The sequence below is a fragment of the Paraglaciecola sp. genome (genome assembly GCF_030730205.1).
Classification (GTDB): Bacteria; Pseudomonadota; Gammaproteobacteria; order Enterobacterales; family Alteromonadaceae; genus Paraglaciecola.
Window position 1 is genome coordinate 58741 of record NZ_JANQVQ010000316.1, and the last position, 17562, is coordinate 76302.

The 17562-nt window shown below is 41.7% G+C and carries 19 protein-coding genes; 14 read left to right on the forward strand and 5 right to left on the reverse strand.

Annotation, left to right across the window (positions count from 1 at the left end):
* Positions 1-26: 26 nt before the first annotated feature.
* The 3 genes from thrB to NWQ57_RS21075 all read right to left on the reverse strand — a co-directional run bounded on the left by thrB (position 27) and on the right by NWQ57_RS21075 (position 4868).
* The gene (thrB, locus tag NWQ57_RS21065) at positions 27-1016 is read right to left on the reverse strand and encodes a homoserine kinase (RefSeq protein ID WP_306024160.1); all 990 of its coding nucleotides are present in this window, start codon (positions 1014-1016) and stop codon (positions 27-29) included.
* Positions 1016-3478, reverse strand: coding sequence for a bifunctional aspartate kinase/homoserine dehydrogenase I (gene thrA / locus NWQ57_RS21070; RefSeq protein ID WP_306024161.1), 2463 nt, complete (start codon positions 3476-3478; stop codon positions 1016-1018). Before thrA ends, thrB begins: the two co-directional genes overlap by 1 nt.
* A gap of 331 nt (positions 3479-3809) precedes the next feature.
* On the reverse strand, positions 3810-4868 hold the full coding sequence (locus NWQ57_RS21075; RefSeq protein ID WP_306024162.1) for an inorganic triphosphatase: 1059 nt from the start codon (positions 4866-4868) through the stop codon (positions 3810-3812).
* Positions 4869-5046: 178 nt separating this feature from the next.
* Here NWQ57_RS21075 and NWQ57_RS21080 point away from each other — a divergent pair, with 178 nt between their 5' ends.
* On the forward strand, positions 5047-5655 hold the full coding sequence (locus NWQ57_RS21080; RefSeq protein WP_306024163.1) for a TIGR04211 family SH3 domain-containing protein: 609 nt from the start codon (positions 5047-5049) through the stop codon (positions 5653-5655).
* Between the two features lie 44 nt (positions 5656-5699).
* On the opposite strand, the gene NWQ57_RS21085 is transcribed toward NWQ57_RS21080, so the two are convergent.
* Both NWQ57_RS21085 and NWQ57_RS21090 read right to left on the reverse strand, forming a co-directional pair.
* Positions 5700-6065, reverse strand: coding sequence for a DUF6768 family protein (locus tag NWQ57_RS21085; RefSeq protein WP_306024164.1), 366 nt, complete (start codon positions 6063-6065; stop codon positions 5700-5702).
* Positions 6055-6582 (reverse strand): RNA polymerase sigma factor, encoded by a 528-nt coding sequence (locus tag NWQ57_RS21090; protein WP_306024165.1) that lies wholly within the window; start codon positions 6580-6582, stop codon positions 6055-6057. The genes NWQ57_RS21085 and NWQ57_RS21090 overlap by 11 nt, the downstream gene beginning before the upstream one ends.
* 261 nt (positions 6583-6843) lie before the next feature.
* Here NWQ57_RS21090 and NWQ57_RS21095 point away from each other — a divergent pair, with 261 nt between their 5' ends.
* From NWQ57_RS21095 to NWQ57_RS21155, 13 genes are all read left to right on the forward strand, one after another.
* Positions 6844-7398, forward strand: a complete 555-nt coding sequence (locus NWQ57_RS21095) for a LysE family translocator (protein WP_306024166.1) — start codon at positions 6844-6846, stop codon at positions 7396-7398.
* 42 nt (positions 7399-7440) lie between these two features.
* Positions 7441-7944, forward strand: a complete 504-nt coding sequence (locus NWQ57_RS21100; protein ID WP_306024167.1) for a TIGR03546 family protein — start codon at positions 7441-7443, stop codon at positions 7942-7944.
* A 4-nt stretch (positions 7945-7948) separates the two neighbouring features.
* A complete protein-coding gene (locus NWQ57_RS21105) occupies positions 7949-9721 on the forward strand; it encodes a TIGR03545 family protein (protein WP_306024168.1) in 1773 nt (590 codons plus the stop codon).
* A gap of 133 nt (positions 9722-9854) precedes the next feature.
* Positions 9855-10055: a hypothetical protein gene (locus NWQ57_RS21110; RefSeq protein ID WP_306024169.1), complete on the forward strand. Its 201-nt coding sequence runs from the start codon at positions 9855-9857 to the stop codon at positions 10053-10055.
* A 122-nt stretch (positions 10056-10177) separates the two neighbouring features.
* Positions 10178-10456 carry a cell division protein FtsB gene (ftsB, locus tag NWQ57_RS21115; RefSeq protein WP_306024170.1) on the forward strand — a complete coding sequence of 93 codons (279 nt, stop codon included), beginning with the start codon at positions 10178-10180 and terminating at the stop codon, positions 10454-10456.
* A gap of 6 nt (positions 10457-10462) precedes the next feature.
* Positions 10463-11167: a 2-C-methyl-D-erythritol 4-phosphate cytidylyltransferase gene (gene ispD / locus NWQ57_RS21120; protein ID WP_306024171.1), complete on the forward strand. Its 705-nt coding sequence runs from the start codon at positions 10463-10465 to the stop codon at positions 11165-11167.
* A 2-nt stretch (positions 11168-11169) separates the two neighbouring features.
* On the forward strand, positions 11170-11655 hold the full coding sequence (gene ispF, locus NWQ57_RS21125) for a 2-C-methyl-D-erythritol 2,4-cyclodiphosphate synthase (RefSeq protein ID WP_306024172.1): 486 nt from the start codon (positions 11170-11172) through the stop codon (positions 11653-11655).
* A gap of 8 nt (positions 11656-11663) precedes the next feature.
* Entirely contained in the window at positions 11664-12710 is a 1047-nt protein-coding gene (gene truD, locus NWQ57_RS21130) for a tRNA pseudouridine(13) synthase TruD (protein WP_306024173.1), read from the forward strand.
* A gap of 245 nt (positions 12711-12955) precedes the next feature.
* On the forward strand, positions 12956-13594 hold the full coding sequence (locus NWQ57_RS21135; protein WP_306024174.1) for a protein-L-isoaspartate(D-aspartate) O-methyltransferase: 639 nt from the start codon (positions 12956-12958) through the stop codon (positions 13592-13594).
* Positions 13595-13624: 30 nt separating this feature from the next.
* The gene (locus NWQ57_RS21140; protein ID WP_306024175.1) at positions 13625-14569 is read left to right on the forward strand and encodes a DUF368 domain-containing protein; all 945 of its coding nucleotides are present in this window, start codon (positions 13625-13627) and stop codon (positions 14567-14569) included.
* Positions 14570-14772: 203 nt separating this feature from the next.
* Entirely contained in the window at positions 14773-15441 is a 669-nt protein-coding gene (locus NWQ57_RS21145) for a peptidoglycan DD-metalloendopeptidase family protein (protein ID WP_372340961.1), read from the forward strand.
* Between the two features lie 68 nt (positions 15442-15509).
* Positions 15510-16493 carry an RNA polymerase sigma factor RpoS gene (gene rpoS, locus NWQ57_RS21150; protein WP_306024176.1) on the forward strand — a complete coding sequence of 328 codons (984 nt, stop codon included), beginning with the start codon at positions 15510-15512 and terminating at the stop codon, positions 16491-16493.
* A gap of 122 nt (positions 16494-16615) precedes the next feature.
* Positions 16616-16963: a transposase domain-containing protein gene (locus tag NWQ57_RS21155; protein WP_306024177.1), complete on the forward strand. Its 348-nt coding sequence runs from the start codon at positions 16616-16618 to the stop codon at positions 16961-16963.
* The last annotated feature ends 599 nt before the right edge of the window (positions 16964-17562 follow it).

Here is a 17562-nt window from a genome sequence, read left to right on the forward strand (position 1 = left end):
CCTTATCTTTTTTTAAAAGCAGGGAGTCAATAAACGACTGCACCTTGCTGGTCTAACTGGCAGATATGACTAAAGCCAGTGTCATTTTGAATATAATTATCCGCCAACCATTGGTTGATAATTGTAGCTTTTTCTAATGAATCGCACACAGCAAAAACCGAAGGGCCTGAACCTGATATACCAAAAGCCAGAGCACCCTGCTGCTTTGCAAATTCACGGGATTCATCAAAATGGGGTAATAACGACTTTCTATAGGGCTCTGCTATGACATCCGTCATCATCGCTGCCGCTAAGTTTTCATCTTGGCGATATAAAGCATCAACAAATACCGCCAGCTGTCGGCCAAATTGTATGGTTATGGCCATGGGCACTTCTTTAGGTAAAATAGCTCGTGCAGCTGCCGTTGACACCGTAATACCTGAATAACATGACACCCAATACCAATTTTTAAAAGACGGCAAAGGCAAGGCGACCTGATCTTTGTACTCAGACATCAGGGTTAAGCCACCTAAAAAGCAAGGGGCAACGTTATCATAGTGCACACTGCCGCTAATCTGCCCTTCTAACTCCCCCATCATCAGCAATAAATCACTTTTATTGAACGGGGTCGTACCTAATACATCAGTAAAAAACTGATTTAAACCATGAAACGCAGCAACAATTGAGCTGGCGCTCGAGCCTAAACCACTGCCGATCGGCAAGTGTTTATACAATGTCATTGCCACTTTAGGCAACGCGTCAACATCAACACCTTTATTGACCAAACACTGTAAATAATGGTGATAACATTGGGTCACGATATTACTGGCAGGGTCAGCGGGAAGCTTATCGGCAAAGCGTCCCTCGACGGTTAATTCAAATTGCTCAGCTGATTCTATTTTGACTTCATCACCTAATAAGCTTCCATCAATCGGCTTCAATGCGGCGCCTAATAAATCAAAACCTAAACTGACATTACCAATTGAGGCAGGCGCATAGGCTGTCAGAGATGTGTGTTGTATTATTGAATTACTCATTAGATATTTTGCTTCCACGGCATAGTACGTAATACATCAGCAAATACGCCAGCAGCGGTAACCGCAGCACCAGCGCCGTACCCTCTTATCACAAAGGGAATAGGTTGGTAATAATGACTATGAATAGCCAAGGCATTTTCCCCTTCTTTTATCATATACAGGGGGTGACTCGCATCAACGGCCTCGATAGAAACAACACAATTTCCCTTACTAATTGAGCCGACATAACGCAGTACTTTACCCTGTTGTTTAGCATGCTGTACTTTTTCGTTGAAGTAGCTGTCTATGTCAGGAAGGCGAGCCATAAACTCGTCTACAGAGCCGCTTGCATCAAAGAAGTTGGGTAATACCGGTTCAATTTTAATGTCGCTAAGCTCTAATTTCAGGTCTGCTTCACGCGCCATAATAAGTAACTTACGAGCCACGTCAGTGCCACTTAAATCATCACGAGGATCAGGCTCAGTGAAGCCATTTTTCTTTGCTATTTCAGTTGCTTGCGAAAGACTTAAGCCTTCCTCGAGCTTGCCAAACACAAAAGATAATGAACCAGATAAAATGCCTTCAAAACGAATCAATTCGTCACCGGCGTAAATCAACTTTTGCAAATTATCAATAACCGGTAAACCCGCACCTACGGTGGTTTCATATAAGAACTGACGATTCGTTTGTTGCGCAGTGTCCCTTAATAATTGATAAAACTCGGTGCTGGCGGTATTGGCTTTTTTGTTTGGTGTAACGACGTGAAAACCATCTAACATCATTTGAGGATATTGATTAGCGATCAACTCGCTGCTAGTGCAATCTACAATAACCGGATTAACCAAGCTGTTGTCTTCTACAAACTTTTGCAACGTTGATAAGGTAAAGGTGTGCGCACTTTGGCTTAATTCACTCGCCCAAGCACCTGTTAAATCTATGCCACCCTCTTGCAGTAACAATTTTCTGCTGTTTGCAATACCATATACTTTTACGCTAATTTTGCGGTCTAACAATGCTGGTTGTTGTTTGGCTATTTGCCCAAGTAACTCTTTACCTACGGTGCCACAACCTACTAAAAACACGTCAATAGTGTGTAAATTTGAGAAAAAGTTTTGATGTACAATTTTTACCGCTTTTTTGGCTTTATCCATTTCAATTACCGTCGAAATAGAGCGTTCTGAAGAACCTTGCGCGATGGCAACATTGTTAACTCTCGCCTGTGCTAATGAACTAAAAAACTTAGCGGCTAAGCCTTTGGTGTGACGCATACCATCACCCACTAATGTCACAATTGCCAATTTCTGCCTTACTTCGATCGGGTCAAGTAAGTGATTCGAAAGTTCAAGGGCAAAAGAATCTTCCAACAAGGCTAAAGCACGATTAGCGTCCTTGTCATGGATACAGAAACTAATACTGTATTCAGAAGAGGATTGCGTAATTAAACTAATTGAAATATTCGCGTTTGACATCACCTCAAACACTCGACTGGCCATACCCACCATGCCTTTCATGCCAGGACCGGCAACATTAAACATCGCCATATTGTCTAAATGTGAAATGCCTTTAACACTTGTCCACACTGTACTGGCTTCATTGCTGATTAACGTGCCGGGGGCGCTAGGATTGAGGGTATTACGAATTAAACAAGGAATATGGTGCTGAGCAATGGGACCGATGGTTTTTGGGTGCAATACTTTAGCGCCGAAATAAGAGAGTTCCATGGCCTCCTGATAAGTCAACTTATCAAGTAATACCGCCCCTTCGACTTGATTAGGATCAGCGTTATAAACGCCATCTACATCAGTCCAAATTTCGCAGCATTGTGCGTCAATGCAAGCAGCAAGTATGGCTGCAGAGTAATCTGAACCGTTACGTCCTAAGGTTACTTTTTCGCCTTCTACATTAACTGCTACAAAACCTGGCATAATAAGTACAATATCACCAGAGCTATCTACATCAGTAAAACGCGCCTTACTGGCAGCCACATCAGCGATGCTATCTAAGTAGTCACCTTCAGCGATAATGTAATCAACCGGGTCAATAATCTGATTTTGTTGTCCTAACGCGGTGAGTATCTCACTAAAAATATGCACACTAACATATTCGCCAATACTCAAAATTTTAGCTACAACCGATTCAGGGGCGCAATTTAACAGGGCAAAGCCTTCTAAATTTTGATTAAGCTCTTGTAATATTTGCTGAACATAGTCGGATAACTTAGCTTGATTAATATTGGGAATGCGCTCTTGAAGTTCATCTAAGATGCCGAACAACACCATATTCAATTTGGCGAATAGCTCACCATAATCTTTACCAAGGGCTGCTTCGTCGCATAACAATGACAGGGCATTGGTCACACCTTTAGGAGCAGATAAAACAACCGCAGCGCCACTTTCTTTGTGGCAGGCCATACTAATGTCTTTCACCATTAAGTATTTTTCAGCATCAGCTAAAGATGACCCACCAAACTTCAACACCTTCATTTATTTGCTCCTTGACTTATTTAACCAATACCTAGCGATAGGCACTTTTCATTTTTACGACATCCAATAACAAAAAAGCCCGCTTTAGGTCGCGGGCTTTTTTGTTTAATGCTTGTGCACTAGCCAGCGACCACCTCTGAGAGGGTGGTAATAATCATCATGCCGGTGGTGCGTACTATTTTTATTTTCATGTGCGCAATTTGCCGTATAGACGTCTATATGTCAACTGGCAAACCAAGTTGTTTGGTTATTAATTATGCTTGTTTTGATCTCAGCGACGCATGCATGTCTGATTAGCGGCATAAACGCTGCACTGAAATCCCCCTTTTGCTCAAGCTTCACTGAGCCATTGCATCATATCCAGTTGCAACAAAATCATCGATTTCCCTAAGGCAAAAGCACGCAATGCTTGTTTGGCCTCTGCTTGCTGTATACTTTCTGGCTTACAGGCGCTTACAGCCTGTTGTCTTTTGCTCAGTTCATCCTGAAAAGTGCACAAATGATGCAAACAATGCTGCAGCACGGCGTTATGATTAGCATGATTTAGCCGTTTAACAATGACCGTTAACAGTACCAATAACTCGCTTAGCTCAACACTACGGCCTAACAAATTGTGATCCTGACTCAAATCCATTTTTTGCCATTGCTTTAATACTTTGGCTAGTTGGCCAGGTAACAAGGCAGGAACAATCTGGTTAAGTTCTTCCGCATTGCTCAGAGTCTGTTGCGTTTTCAAAAATGCAGGGGCCTGTGCTGAGGCCATGTCTATCAAACGATAACCTCGGGCAGCTTTACTTTGCAAACCTATTGCTAAAGGCATTAATTCAGCCAGTTGCCTCGCTAAACTGAATAGACGTTCTACTTTACCTTTTTTAAGTTCTAGCTCTATCTCACTGATGGGATCGCTTAAACCCGAAGCTTGCACGACCCCCCTATCCCATACTAGTTCAACTTGAGTCTCATCAGGCCAAGTCAATAAAAACTGTTCGCGGGTAAATTGCGTAGAAAATTGACAGACTAAGGTTTGTTGGATGTGCTCAAGATGAAAGCCAGTTGGCCAAATATCAGCTGGAAACAAATGTAAATCGGGACAACTCGGCTCTTCTGTTTCGAATAGCCCCAAAGACACATTGTATTCAGGACGATGTTGCAAACCAGCCACACCCTTACCTGCCGTTTTTAAGGTTTGTTCATATTCATGTTGTAAACCACGAATACGCAAACCCATATCATTTTTCCTAAAATCGCGATTTGGCGTGTCAAAATAACTATTACTTAACTCGATTTCTTGGTGCTCAACCTTAATTTTACTTTGTCCTTGCAACCATTTGGCGATAATGGGCCCTGCCTCGGCTTGAGTATTTAGCTTTAACTCTATTTCAACTTCCATAAGGCGTATTTAATCTCCAATATTGATTAATGCTTTGCTTGATAAAGCGTCTTTAAGGGTAAACTGTGCACAAAATACGCTGATTAGAGCATTTAACGTCAGTATTTTAATGTAAGCTTGCCTTTCACTAAGTCAGGCAATACCATTTGTTCATATTATAAAGGTAAGTTTTAAGATTATGCGTCAGCAGCTAGTGTTATTTTTTATTATGTTAAGTGTGTCATTTTTTGGCAATTTCGTTAGTGCCCAAGAGCCCAATGATAGCGAAGGTGAAGTTCGATATATTTCGGATGACTTATTTACCTTCTTACACGCTGGCCCTGGTCGTAATTATCGCATTTTAGGCTCAGTCGTTGCTGGCAGTCGCGTAATTATGCTCCAGCAAGACAGAGACAATGGTTTTATTGAAATTATTGACGACAAACAGCGTACCGGTTGGGTAGACGCCGAATTTATCAACAAAACACCTAGTGTCAGAGAGCAGATCCCCAGTTTGCAGCAAAATTTACAAGATGCAAACGCAGCATTAAAGCAACAGCGCACTGATAACGATTTGTTGAATCAGCAAATTGCAGATCTGCAATCTCAAAATACGACACTGGCACGCAAGTTAACCGAAATCGAAAGTCAAAACGAGCAGATGAGTATTGAGTTAGCTGATCAAGACCAAACCGCTCAAATAGAATGGTTTACTCGTGGCGGGATCGTTGCCGTTATCAGTCTTATTCTTGGGATTGTAATCACTTATTTACCCAAAAAACGTCGTCGCAACGACAACTGGATGTAATATCTAAAAGGTCAGCAGCTTTATTGGCCGCTGACCTTAATCCGTTAACTGTTTTTTGTTTGTGATAGAGCCAGCTCTAAATGTTTCATTTCTCGCGCTAGTGACGCTCGATTCATCTCCATAAACAACCAGTTTTTTAAGCCGATTTGCAGTTGTAGAGTAACAATTAAACATACTCCCCAAAACACCTGCTGATTAACGTGCTGTGCCACAAAAAACTCGTAGCCTGACCACAACATTAAAGCACTGGTTAACAAGGCAAGGCCATTCACCAACCAGACCCAACGGCGCATGCCACCTCGATAAATGGGCAGTAATCGACTAAACAAACCTTTATTGTCCAATAACATGGGCTCTAGGCGCTTTGCTTCTGCCTCTAAGGCTTGGGTGATCTTGTCATCAATATTCATCTGTATTCTCCAATGTGACTTTTAATTTTGCTTTGGCGCGAAATAAACGGGTTTTAACCGTACCCACGGGCACCTCTTGTACTAACGCTATTTCAATGACAGAAAGTTGCGCAAAATAGAATAAATAAATGGCTTGGTACTCATCGGCAGGTAAGCCTTGTAAAGCCTGGGTTAACTCATCATTATTGACTGTTTGCTCGGCCACCAGCTCATCCACAGAAAGTGCAGAACTGCGCTGCAGCTGAATATGGCCTTGCCGTAATAAATCACTAGCTGACCAACTAACCGCCCGATAGATCCAACTTTTAAACACCACAGGATTATGTAAAGCCCTTAAGTTTTTCAAGGTAGTAAGCCAGGCATTTTGCACGGCATCCTGTGCCAAACTATGATCACGCAACAAGCGGTAAGCAAACTGTACTAAGGCGGGTTGATAGTGTTCAAACAACAGCAATAAAGCCGGTTCGTCACCTTGTTGTGCTCTTAATACCAGCATGTCGAGTTCAGCTTGTAACATGGTTTCTCCTTTTTATGTGCCAAAGACGAACTGAATCAAGCAAAGGTTCTTGTGACGTAAAAATAAACCTAATATCGCTACTATCGAATAGGTAATATGCAGTAAATTGACATTCACCTCGGCTTAGGTAAAGTGGCGCGCTTTTAATGGTCACTCAACTCAGCTGTAACACCCACTATGCCTTCATTTGAAACATTAGCCACGTTTAGCTTGGCTGCTTTTTTACTTTGCATCGCACCTGGCCCCTCGAACTTATATATTATGGCAAGAAGCATAAGTCAGGGTCATAAAGCCGGTGTTATCGCTGCGACCGGAATGGCGATTGGTTCATTCATCTATGTTATTGCTAGTGCTTTTGGTTTAGCCGCTCTCTTTTTGTATTCAACTTGGGCCTATACCTCAGTGAAACTTTTTGGAGCCGCTTACCTTGTTTACCTAGCGACTCAGTATATACGCTTGGCAAAACCGGCCACTGAACACACGACAGAGCTCAAGGGACTAAACAACAAGGCTATTTTTAAACAAAGCCTGGTTGTAGAGCTAACAAATCCTAAAACAGCCTTATTTTTTATTGCGTTTTTACCGTTATTTGTTGACCCCGAACACGGCAATGTAAGGCTCCAACTGATTATTTTGGGCGTCATTTATGCGGTAATTGGTTTGCTGTGCGACCTTTGTGTGGCAACATTGTCGGGTAAAATAGGAGCTTGGATGAATACTCATCCTAAATCTCAACAATGGCAAAATCGTTTGTCTGCACTATTGTTATTCGCCCTCGGCGGATTTATTGTGTTTGACGAAATAATGATGCACTAAGATCCACCCCGCAATAGTCTTTACCCCTACAAGGAGAGAACGATGGGCTTACTAGTCAAACTGTTTAAAGCTTTAAATTCAGATTCAAGTCCTTGGCAACTCGCCTTTGGTTTCACCTTAGGCATGATTATGGGGCTAACGCCAATTTTAGGGTTACACAGCCTAATTCTGTTATTTTCGGTGCTATTTTTTAGAGTCAATCTCTCGAGTTTTTTGGTTGCTTGGGCGCTGTTTTCAATTTTCACCTTACCCTTAGATGCTTTTATGTCATCGGTAGGTGAGTCTTTATTAACTGCCGAGAGCTTGACCCCGATGTGGACAGCGTTCTATAGCAATACTGTTGGCCAACTAACTCAGTTTTACCATACCCTCACTTTAGGTAGCCTTATTGTAGCCCTATTGTTATCGCCCTTTATATTGCTAATAAGTCAGTTTTTGGTGGTTAAATACCGAGAAAAAGTCATGGTGTGGGTGAATAAAATTAAACTTGTACAGTTTATAAAAGGCAGCAATTTTTATCGTCTTTATCAGGGATTAGGAGAGTAAGGTAATGAAAAATATCATCAGATGGCCAGGCTTAATCGCCTTTTTTGTTATCACCGGCCTTATTGCTGCCATCATTATTCTTTTTTTTGATTTTTGGATAAAACTTGCAGCCCAAAAAGGGCTAGAAGTAGCGACTGGAGCTGAGGTCAACATCAGCAGTGCTGAACATAGCTTTTCACCTTTTGGCATTAGTTTGATTGGCGTGCAACTTACGGACCCGAATAAACCTACCAACAATCAATTAGAGGCCGCTAAAATTAGCGCAGATATTGAATTGTCTCCTCTGCTTTTACGCAAAGTGATTATTGATAATCTTATTGTCAGTGGTGTTCAGTTTGGTACTGAACGGGCGTCAGAAGGTGAAGTTTTCAGAGTGAATAGTGCTGATGCAGCCAAAACGGCATTAAAAGAATTGTTCCCAAGCAAAGCCGATTTACCCAGTGTTGACGAAGTATTGGCTCGTTCCCCCCTAAAAACCACTCGTGCTATTGAAGAAGCCCAAGCGGCCTATCAAAAACACAAAGACACGATAGCTGGTGAGTACCAAAAATTACCCAGTAAAGACAAACTCGTGGAGTACAAAAAACAAATCGAAGTGCTGTCTAAAACAAATTACAAGGACCCTGCAGAATTATTAGCTGCCAAAGAAAAATTCGATTTATTGAAAAAAGAAATCAAAGTTGACAAACAAGTCTTGAGTGATTTTAAAAATTCAGTAAGTGCAGCCAAACAAGATCTTTCACCCAAAATAGCGCAGTTAAAAGCGGCACCCGGACAAGATTATGAACAACTAAAATCACTAGTTGCGGGCGATGCGGGTGCTATAAATGACGTAACTACCTTGGTGTTTGGAGAAAAAGCGGCACAGTGGACAGAGTACGGTTTAGCGGCATTTGATATTGTCGCACCGATGTTAAAAAGCAAAGAGCAACAGCAAACAGAAGAGGCTGTTTCAGCTGGACGCTGGGTTAGTTTTGATGACCGCAGCGGCTTACCCGAACTATGGATAAAAAATGCCGACATTTCTATTAGCTGGCAACAAGAAACAATCCTAAGCGTTTGGCACAACATTACATATCAACACGACATCATTGGCCGTGCGACCACGTTTAAAATAGACTCAAACAAGAGCAGTTTATGGCAATCGTTTAAATTAGATGGTGATTTTTGGCTAAAAGACAGTGGCGTTTCCGCTCAGCAAAGTTGGCAGTTAGCAGGGCTAAAACTCAGCAATATTGATTTAGTTAATCAAGATAAGTTAAGCAGTAAATTGCTTGCAGGCATAGTGTCTAGTAAGGGTAACGTTAAGGTAAACCAAAATACCCTAAGTGGTGAAGGCGTAATCAATTTAGCCAATTTAAGCATGGAAGCACAAGGTAGTAATAAGATAACCAATATTATTGCTAACACCTTGGCACAACTCACCCAATTAACCCTCAATACAGATGTTGCAGGCGTAATAGGAGACTTAGATTTATCTTTTAGTTCTGACCTGAATCAACAACTCGGTAGTGCCTTGTTGACCAACATTGGTAAAGAAGAACAGGGTAAACTAGATGAGTTGAAGGCTAAGTTGAACGCTCAGATGCAGAGCGCGTTGGGGACTCAAGATGCACAATTAAGTGAATGGTTAGACTGGGAAAACCTTGCAGACGGTGACATGGGAAGCCTAGAAGAAATGTTAAATTCAAAAATGAACAGTGTGGTTGACAATAAAAAGAATGAGCTTGAGGACAAGCTGAAAGATAAATTGAAAGGGAAATTATTTGGTAACTGATGCACTTTTACTGCCCTTGGTGCGCGCTATACGAATGATGCACCAAGCGCTTTTAGTGCCAGTAAAACATTTGTTTGCTAAATGATATGTCTATCCACCATTAGAACAACTTAGCTTAACTAGGGAGTAATAGATGTTTAGTGTGGTGCTTGGGGTACTTTTTGCTGTGTTTGTTGTTGCCGTGACATGGGTGAGTTACAAAATAGCCACCACAAAATTTAACAATCCGGTTTGGTGTGCCATTGCTGGATTTATACTTGCCTTCTTGCCCCCTATTGCATTGATATACCTAATTATTTTACTTAGAAAAGACGATCGGATTAATATTAGTTAAACGCATTTTTGCACAAAATAATAGATTATTACCCATTACGAGTCTTCTGTAGTCCGTTTCACTGGAGGATCGTTTAAAAGCTCGGCATAATAGCTCTATTCGCTAACGAGGAGGACAAAGTCATGAGATGGGTAACAATTTTGTTACTTTGCCTTCTTGGTATGCTGCAGTACCGCTTGTGGATGGGCAAAAATAGTATTCCAGATTATTTAAGTATGCAAAAACAGGTACGTGAACAGGACTTACAAAATGCTAATCTCACGCAACGCAACAGTTTGTTAAAAGCCGATATTGAAGATCTTAAAATTGGACTTGAAGCTGCTGAAGAAAGAGCGCGCAACGATCTTGGTTTGATCAAACAAGGCGAAACATTTTATCGTATTTTACCAGCTGAAAATTAATTACCCATGACGTTAAATTCAACATTTACGGTAGTCGTACCTGCCGCAGGGATCGGTAAAAGAATGGGGGCAGCGGTACCCAAACAGTATTTGTTTATTGCAGAAAAAACGGTCATCGAACACACCTTATCGAATTTGATGGCTCATCCGCAAATTGCTAAGGTCGTGGTTGTATTGCATCCCGAAGACCACTATTTTAAAGAACTTAACATTGCTCAATCTCCTAAAATCACCACGGTGATAGGCGGCGACGAGCGCAGTGATTCAGTTTTAGCTGGCTTGGCGGCGGTAAATAGCAATGAAACTTGGGTCTTGGTGCATGATGCAGCACGGCCTTGTTTGCATCATGATGATCTTAGCGCCTTGTTACAATTAGCCGAGCACGGCCAAGTTGGTGGCATACTAGCGACACCGGTTCGAGATACAATGAAACGTGGTAATCCAAAGCATCTAGTGGTCAAAACAGAATCACGAGACCATCTTTGGCACGCTTTAACCCCGCAGCTCTTCCCTTTAAAAATACTGACCAGCGCTCTCAGTAAGGCGCAAAAAATGCAAATTAGTATGACTGATGAAGCTTCGGCGATAGAGTACTTTGGGGGTCAAGTAAAGCTCGTCAGTGGTCGAGCGTCCAATATCAAAATCACCCAACATGAAGATTTGTTACTAGCAGAATTTTATTTGAGCCAATTACTCAAGGAAGCAAAATAAACATGAATATGCGTATAGGTCATGGTTATGACGTACACAAATTTGGCGGTTCAGGCCCTATTATAATTGGTGGTGTATCAATCGATTATGCACAAGGCTTACTGGCCCATTCAGATGGCGATGTAGCGATTCATGCTTTGTGCGATGCACTGTTGGGGGCCTTAGGCAAGGGCGATATCGGGCGCCACTTCCCTGATACTGATCCGGCGTTAGCAGGTGTTGATAGCCGTAATTTACTGCGCAAAGTCATAGCGTTAATGCTAAGTGAAGGATATGTTATTGGCAATGTGGATATTACCATTGTTGCTCAAGCACCAAAAATGGCGCCTCACATCCATGCCATGGTTCATCATCTTGCCAGTGACCTACAGTCGCAGCCCTCGCAAATCAATGTAAAAGCCACTACAACCGAAAAGCTCGGTTTTGCTGGCCGCAAAGAAGGTATTGCGGCTTATGCAGTCGCTTTAATAGTCAATCATTCAATCTAGGCGAATTAATGCAAACTCAGCATTGGCAATATTTAATGCCTGCTCCCCAAGCTACCGGACAATTGAAAGTTGAACTACAAGACTTCCAAGTTACCGAAAAATTAGGATATGAACCTACTGGCCAAGGTGAACACATCTATTTGTGGGTGCAAAAAACCGGCTTAAACACTGCTTTTTTGGCAGAAGAAATAGCTAAATTTGCCAGAGTACCTTTACGCGATGTAACTTATGCAGGACGTAAAGATAAGTATGCAGTGACACAACAATGGTTTAGCGTGCACAAACCTGGCAAGGCAGAGTTTGACTGGTCTCAATTGCAAGTAGAAGGTGCCGCGGTTCTTAAGGCTATTCGGCATGATAAAAAGCTTAGAACAGGGGTACTTAAGGGCAATCGATTTAATATTGTGGTACGCAATATCACTGACACCCGACAACTAAGTGAGCGCCTACTCTATATTTCGGTCCACGGTGTTCCTAATTATTATGGCGCACAGCGCTTCGGCGATAGTCGTTATGATGCCCGAGGTGGAAATTTAGTGCTGGCAGAAAAAATGTTAGCCGGCGAAGAAATTCGTAATCGCAATAAACGCTCGATGGCTATTTCGGCATTGCGCTCATGGTTATTTAATGAATTTGTGAGTCACCGCATTGAAGATGGATTATTTAGTCAAGCTATAGACGGTGACGTTATGCTTCTATCCGGCAGTGCCAGCTATTTTTGTGCTCAAAACATTGATGAGGTGATTGTTCAGCGTATAGCAAGTCGAGACATTCAGTTGTCAGCCCCATTGTGGGGACAGGGACAACTACCCTCACTCGTTAAAGCGGGTCTATATGAACAGAACATCGCAAACCGTTACCCTGAGCAAACAGCGATGCTCGAAAAACTTGGCCTTAAACAAGAAAGACGTGCCTTACGATTATTACCTGATGATATGCGATGGACGATTGAAGACAATCAGTTGCATATTAGTTTTGATTTACCCGCTGGTGCCTTTGCCACCTCGGTGATTAGAGAGTTGGTGGATATAAAACAGCACTATGAAGTTGATTAGCAACGAGCTGTCACTTTGAGTATTGGCATTCTTGTTTTAAGCTAAGCAATCTTAGCGAATATTCGAGTAAGGACACCAATAAGCGGATATTATTCCCTGTGCCATGACTCTAGTTCGATTGCACTTTCAGTCGACAAACATAACAATGTATAAAGCGCTAAACACATCGTGTTTAGGTAACGGATTTTCACACAAAATAATAATAATAAATTTAACCTATATTTGACTCTGGAACAGCCATAAACATGAGAGCCACGTTTCGCAAGGGTGATAGCCTCGCCCAACTCATAGCCCAAGAGGGTATCAGCAATAGTAAGGTGCTAGGAGCTATTGCCAATATTCCGAGGGAGTTATTTATCCCTGATGCATTGCGCCATAAAGCCTATCAAAATACTGCTTTACCAATTGGGCAAGGTCAAACAATATCACAGCCATATATTGTTGCCCGTATGACAGAATTGCTTTTACAGTCACAAAATAGTCCACAAAATGTATTAGAAATTGGTACTGGCTCTGGCTATCAGACCGCAGTGTTAGCACAGCTATTTCAAAAAGTTTATTCGGTCGAACGGATCAAAACCCTACAATTTCAAGCAAAACGCCGGATGAATCAGCTAAATTTTCATAACGTTTCGATGAAACATGGCGATGGTTGGCAAGGATGGGCGAGTAAAGGCCCCTTTGACGCTATTATCGTGACTGCCGCGGCGAGCAGGATCCCAGAACAACTGTTCGCTCAGTTGAACGTAGGCGGAAGATTAATCATCCCTGTCGGCCAAGAAAATCAGCAGTTGCAATGTGTCACTCGACACGAAGAATCATTTGAAACGCAAATAATAGAAGCGGTGCGCTTTGTTCCTTTGGTACCTGGAAATATTATTTAAACCTAACAGCGCCAATACGCAAGGAACACCATGAGTAACAACAGAACAACTAAAGATTATGCGGGAATAACAGCCCGCGGTGTGTTAATGGGCGCTGCCGATGCAGTGCCTGGCGTATCTGGCGGTACCATCGCTTTTATGACAGGTATTTACGAAGAGCTGATCACTTCGCTAAAGCAATGTAGCAGCGCACCTAAAATTTTAATTTCTCAAGGTATCGCCGCGACGTGGAAACATATCAACGGTGCTTTTTTACTGGCGCTATTTGGCGGAGTCATTGTAAGTCTGATTACCATCTCTCGCCTTGTGGTATTTCTCTTAGATAATTATCCAGCCTTACTGTGGGCATTCTTTTTTGGATTAATAGCAGCAGGTGTGTGGTCGGTTATACGGCACATTGACCGCTGGTCAGTACCCACTATCATCGCATTTATAATAGGTGCGCTAGGCGCTTTTTGGATTACGATGATTTCGCCAACGCACATAGAGTCAACTCCTCTAATTGTGTTTTTTTCTGGAATGATAGCGATATGCGCCATGATATTACCAGGCATATCGGGTAGTTTCATATTATTACTGCTGGGTATGTATGCACCAATGATGAATGCTATCAAAGAGTTTCAGTTGGTCACATTGAGCTGTTTTGCTGCAGGTTGTGTAGCCGGCTTAATTAGCTTTTCACACGTTCTAAGTTGGATGTTTCAACATTATAAAACACAAACTCTGGCACTGTTGGGCGGTTTCATGTTGGGCTCGCTTAATAAAGTATGGCCTTGGAAAATAACCATCGAATCCGTTATTGATCGCCATGGCAAAGTGATTCCACTGGTGCAAGAAAACGTATTACCCCATACTTTTGAAGCCAATACCCAACAGCCTGCTTATTTGCTCCTTACACTTGGATTAATCACCTTAGGTGTATTGGCTGTCGTTTTGCTTGAACGCTTTGGAAATAAAACCACACCTCAAACGTGATTGTCTTAAAAATGCTATGCTTCAAACCTTTGTTTAAACAATCTAATATGGGCAACCTCAGTCAGGGTTTCTTGTTGCTTTGTTTGGCACTACTTCTCATTTCCTGCTCTAGTAGAAAACAACCAGCCCCAGTAGTAGAAATATACCAAGGGAAGACTTTTAGGGACTACGAGGCTTCTTCTTTTTCAGGAGATGGCTATACCGTGCAAAAAGGCGAGACCCTCTTTTCTATCGCTTGGCACACAGGCAACGATTATCGCGATCTTGCTAAACTCAATAATATTGCACCTCCATACAGCATTTACCCAGGTCAAATAATTAACCTTAAGAAACAAAAGGTGACATCTAAAGCAAACGAAGCCCTTCCGCGTGGTCAGACCTCAAAAATAAAGTCAAATCAACCAGTTGACCCTCCACCAAAGCAGGCGTATGGTAAAAGTGAAAAAAATGTTAACGGAGGTGCCAATGGTCCTCCTGTCGGTGAATTTCCTGAGCAAGTATCAGCGTGGATTTGGCCTACTTCTAACGCGATTACAAATATGTTTTCAGCTAAAGAAGCAGGCAATAAAGGCTTAGATTTTTCAGGCAGTATAGGTCAGCCCATTTTGGCTGCAGCCGATGGTAAAGTGGTTTATACCGGAAATGCCCTACGTGGTTTTGGTAATTTGGTCATCATTAAGCATTCAGATGCCTACTTAACGGCTTATGCTCACAATGACAAAATTCTAGTTAAAGAACAGCAATGGGTTAAATCTGGGCAAAATATTGCCACCATGGGTAAAAGTGGAACCGATACGGTTAAGCTTCACTTTGAAGTAAGATACAAAGGAAAATCAATTGACCCTTTGCAATTTTTACCCAAAAGAAAATAACAATAAATAATTATAAGGAATCAAGGAGATGTATTAGTAACAACAATAGTTTTTCAGGAGCCACCATAATGAATCAAAAAAAAGTCGAGTTAGTTGATGTAGAAGCCCTAGATGATGTTGAGGCTTTAATTGAGTTTGACCCTAGTAAAGCAGAGAAAGAAGAGGACACAGAGTTAGAAGATATACTGCTAAAGCAAGAAGACATTGTTAAAAATCTAGATGCCACCCAACTCTATTTAGGAGAAATTGGGTTTTCCCCTCTACTTAGCGCCGAAGAAGAAGTTTATTTCTCCCGTAAAGCGCTCAAAGGCCATGAGCCATCACGTAAACGAATGATAGTCAGTAATTTACGTTTAGTCGTTAAAATTGCCCGTCGATACAATAACCGCGGTCTTGCCCTATTAGATTTAATTGAAGAAGGAAATCTCGGCTTAATTAGGGCTGTAGAAAAATTTGATCCTGAAAGAGGTTTTAGATTTTCAACGTATGCAACTTGGTGGATAAGACAAACTATTGAAAGAGCTATCATGAACCAAACGCGTACTATTCGTTTACCAATTCATGTAGTCAAAGAGCTGAATGTATATTTACGAGCAGCCAGAGAATTAGCGCAAAAATTAGATCATGAACCAAGCGCTGAAGAAATCGCTGCGTCCTTAGATAAGCCTGTGGTTGATGTAGTAAAAATGCTGCGGTTAAACGAGCGTATAAGCTCAATAGATACCCCAATTGGTAGCGATGGTGATAAAGGCTTATTGGATGTTATTGCCGATGAACGTGGCCACGGGCCAGAAGAAGAACTCCAAGAAACAGATATGTGCGCTAATATCGTTCACTGGCTTGAAGACTTAAACCCCAAACAACGTGAAGTACTTGCTAGACGATTTGGCTTATTAGGATATGAACCATCAACACTTGAAGATGTTGGTGCTGAAATTGGTTTAACCCGAGAAAGAGTCAGACAAATTCAAGTTGAAGCATTACGTAGACTGAGAGACATGTTAGGCCATAAAGGGCTTAACCTTGAATCTCTGTTTGATACTCTCAGCTAAGTTGATTGGTCAGCAGTGATTAAAAAAGCCTCTACAGAGTAATGCCGCTCAGTTAAGTAAAATACATTGACGATCGGCATAATGAGATAAAAATCCTATGAACACAGGTCATAGGATTTTTTTTGCAACTTGCTCACGAGTTAACCACCACCCTCAACGCTTCCAATACCTTCCATACATTCGACAAGTATGCCGAAATACTCTCTCCAAAATTAATCGAACAAAGATTTAAACATGCAGGAGTTGCGACGATTAAAAAACCCCATTTACCCTTAGTAACGGTCTTATGGTCAATCATTGGTATGAGCTTATTTCGGCAGTGCACTGTATGGGATATTTCAACCCAAATGGACATCATGTTGCTAGATAAAAAGCCGTTAAATGCGCTCTGTGCGATAGAACAAGACAGACAACGTGTAGGCTATAAAGCGGTGAAACAAGTATCCTTGGTGATGGCGAAACGACACTAACGAAGTGATAAGTTTGAAACATGGGCAGGACTCAACTTACTGGCGTTTGATGGCCCCGTTTAACGGACAAACGATATACCATAAAATCATAAAACGTTGAAAGCACAGAGTAATGGAGCCAGTGACAATATATTTCCTAAAATTCGTATGGTCTGCCATATGAAAATCACCAGTCAGCAACTCATCAACAGTGCATTTCTGATTTTCGATCCAATGAAAAGGTATTGGCAGAGCAACTCGTTGAACGTATGTCAGATAACTCGTTGACGATATTTGACAAGGATATTATTTATTAGGACGACTGCATCGTTGGCAGTAAATAGGTTATCAAAGGCATTGGGTGATACCCGCCCTAAAAGACCGTCAGTGTGAGGAATACAGAAACTAAGCCCGAATAACATACTTATTCGATTAACGCCGCAGTCACGAAAATCATTAAAGTGAAAACGTATCAAATTTTAACTCAATGCTCGACCCAATGCATTTTCCAAGTGAAGACATGGCTGAATTGTATTATTACCGCTGAAAAATAAACTCGGATCGAGAGAAATGAAACAAACCCTGCTGAACAGTATGTATCCCCTGAGAAGTAAACGCCC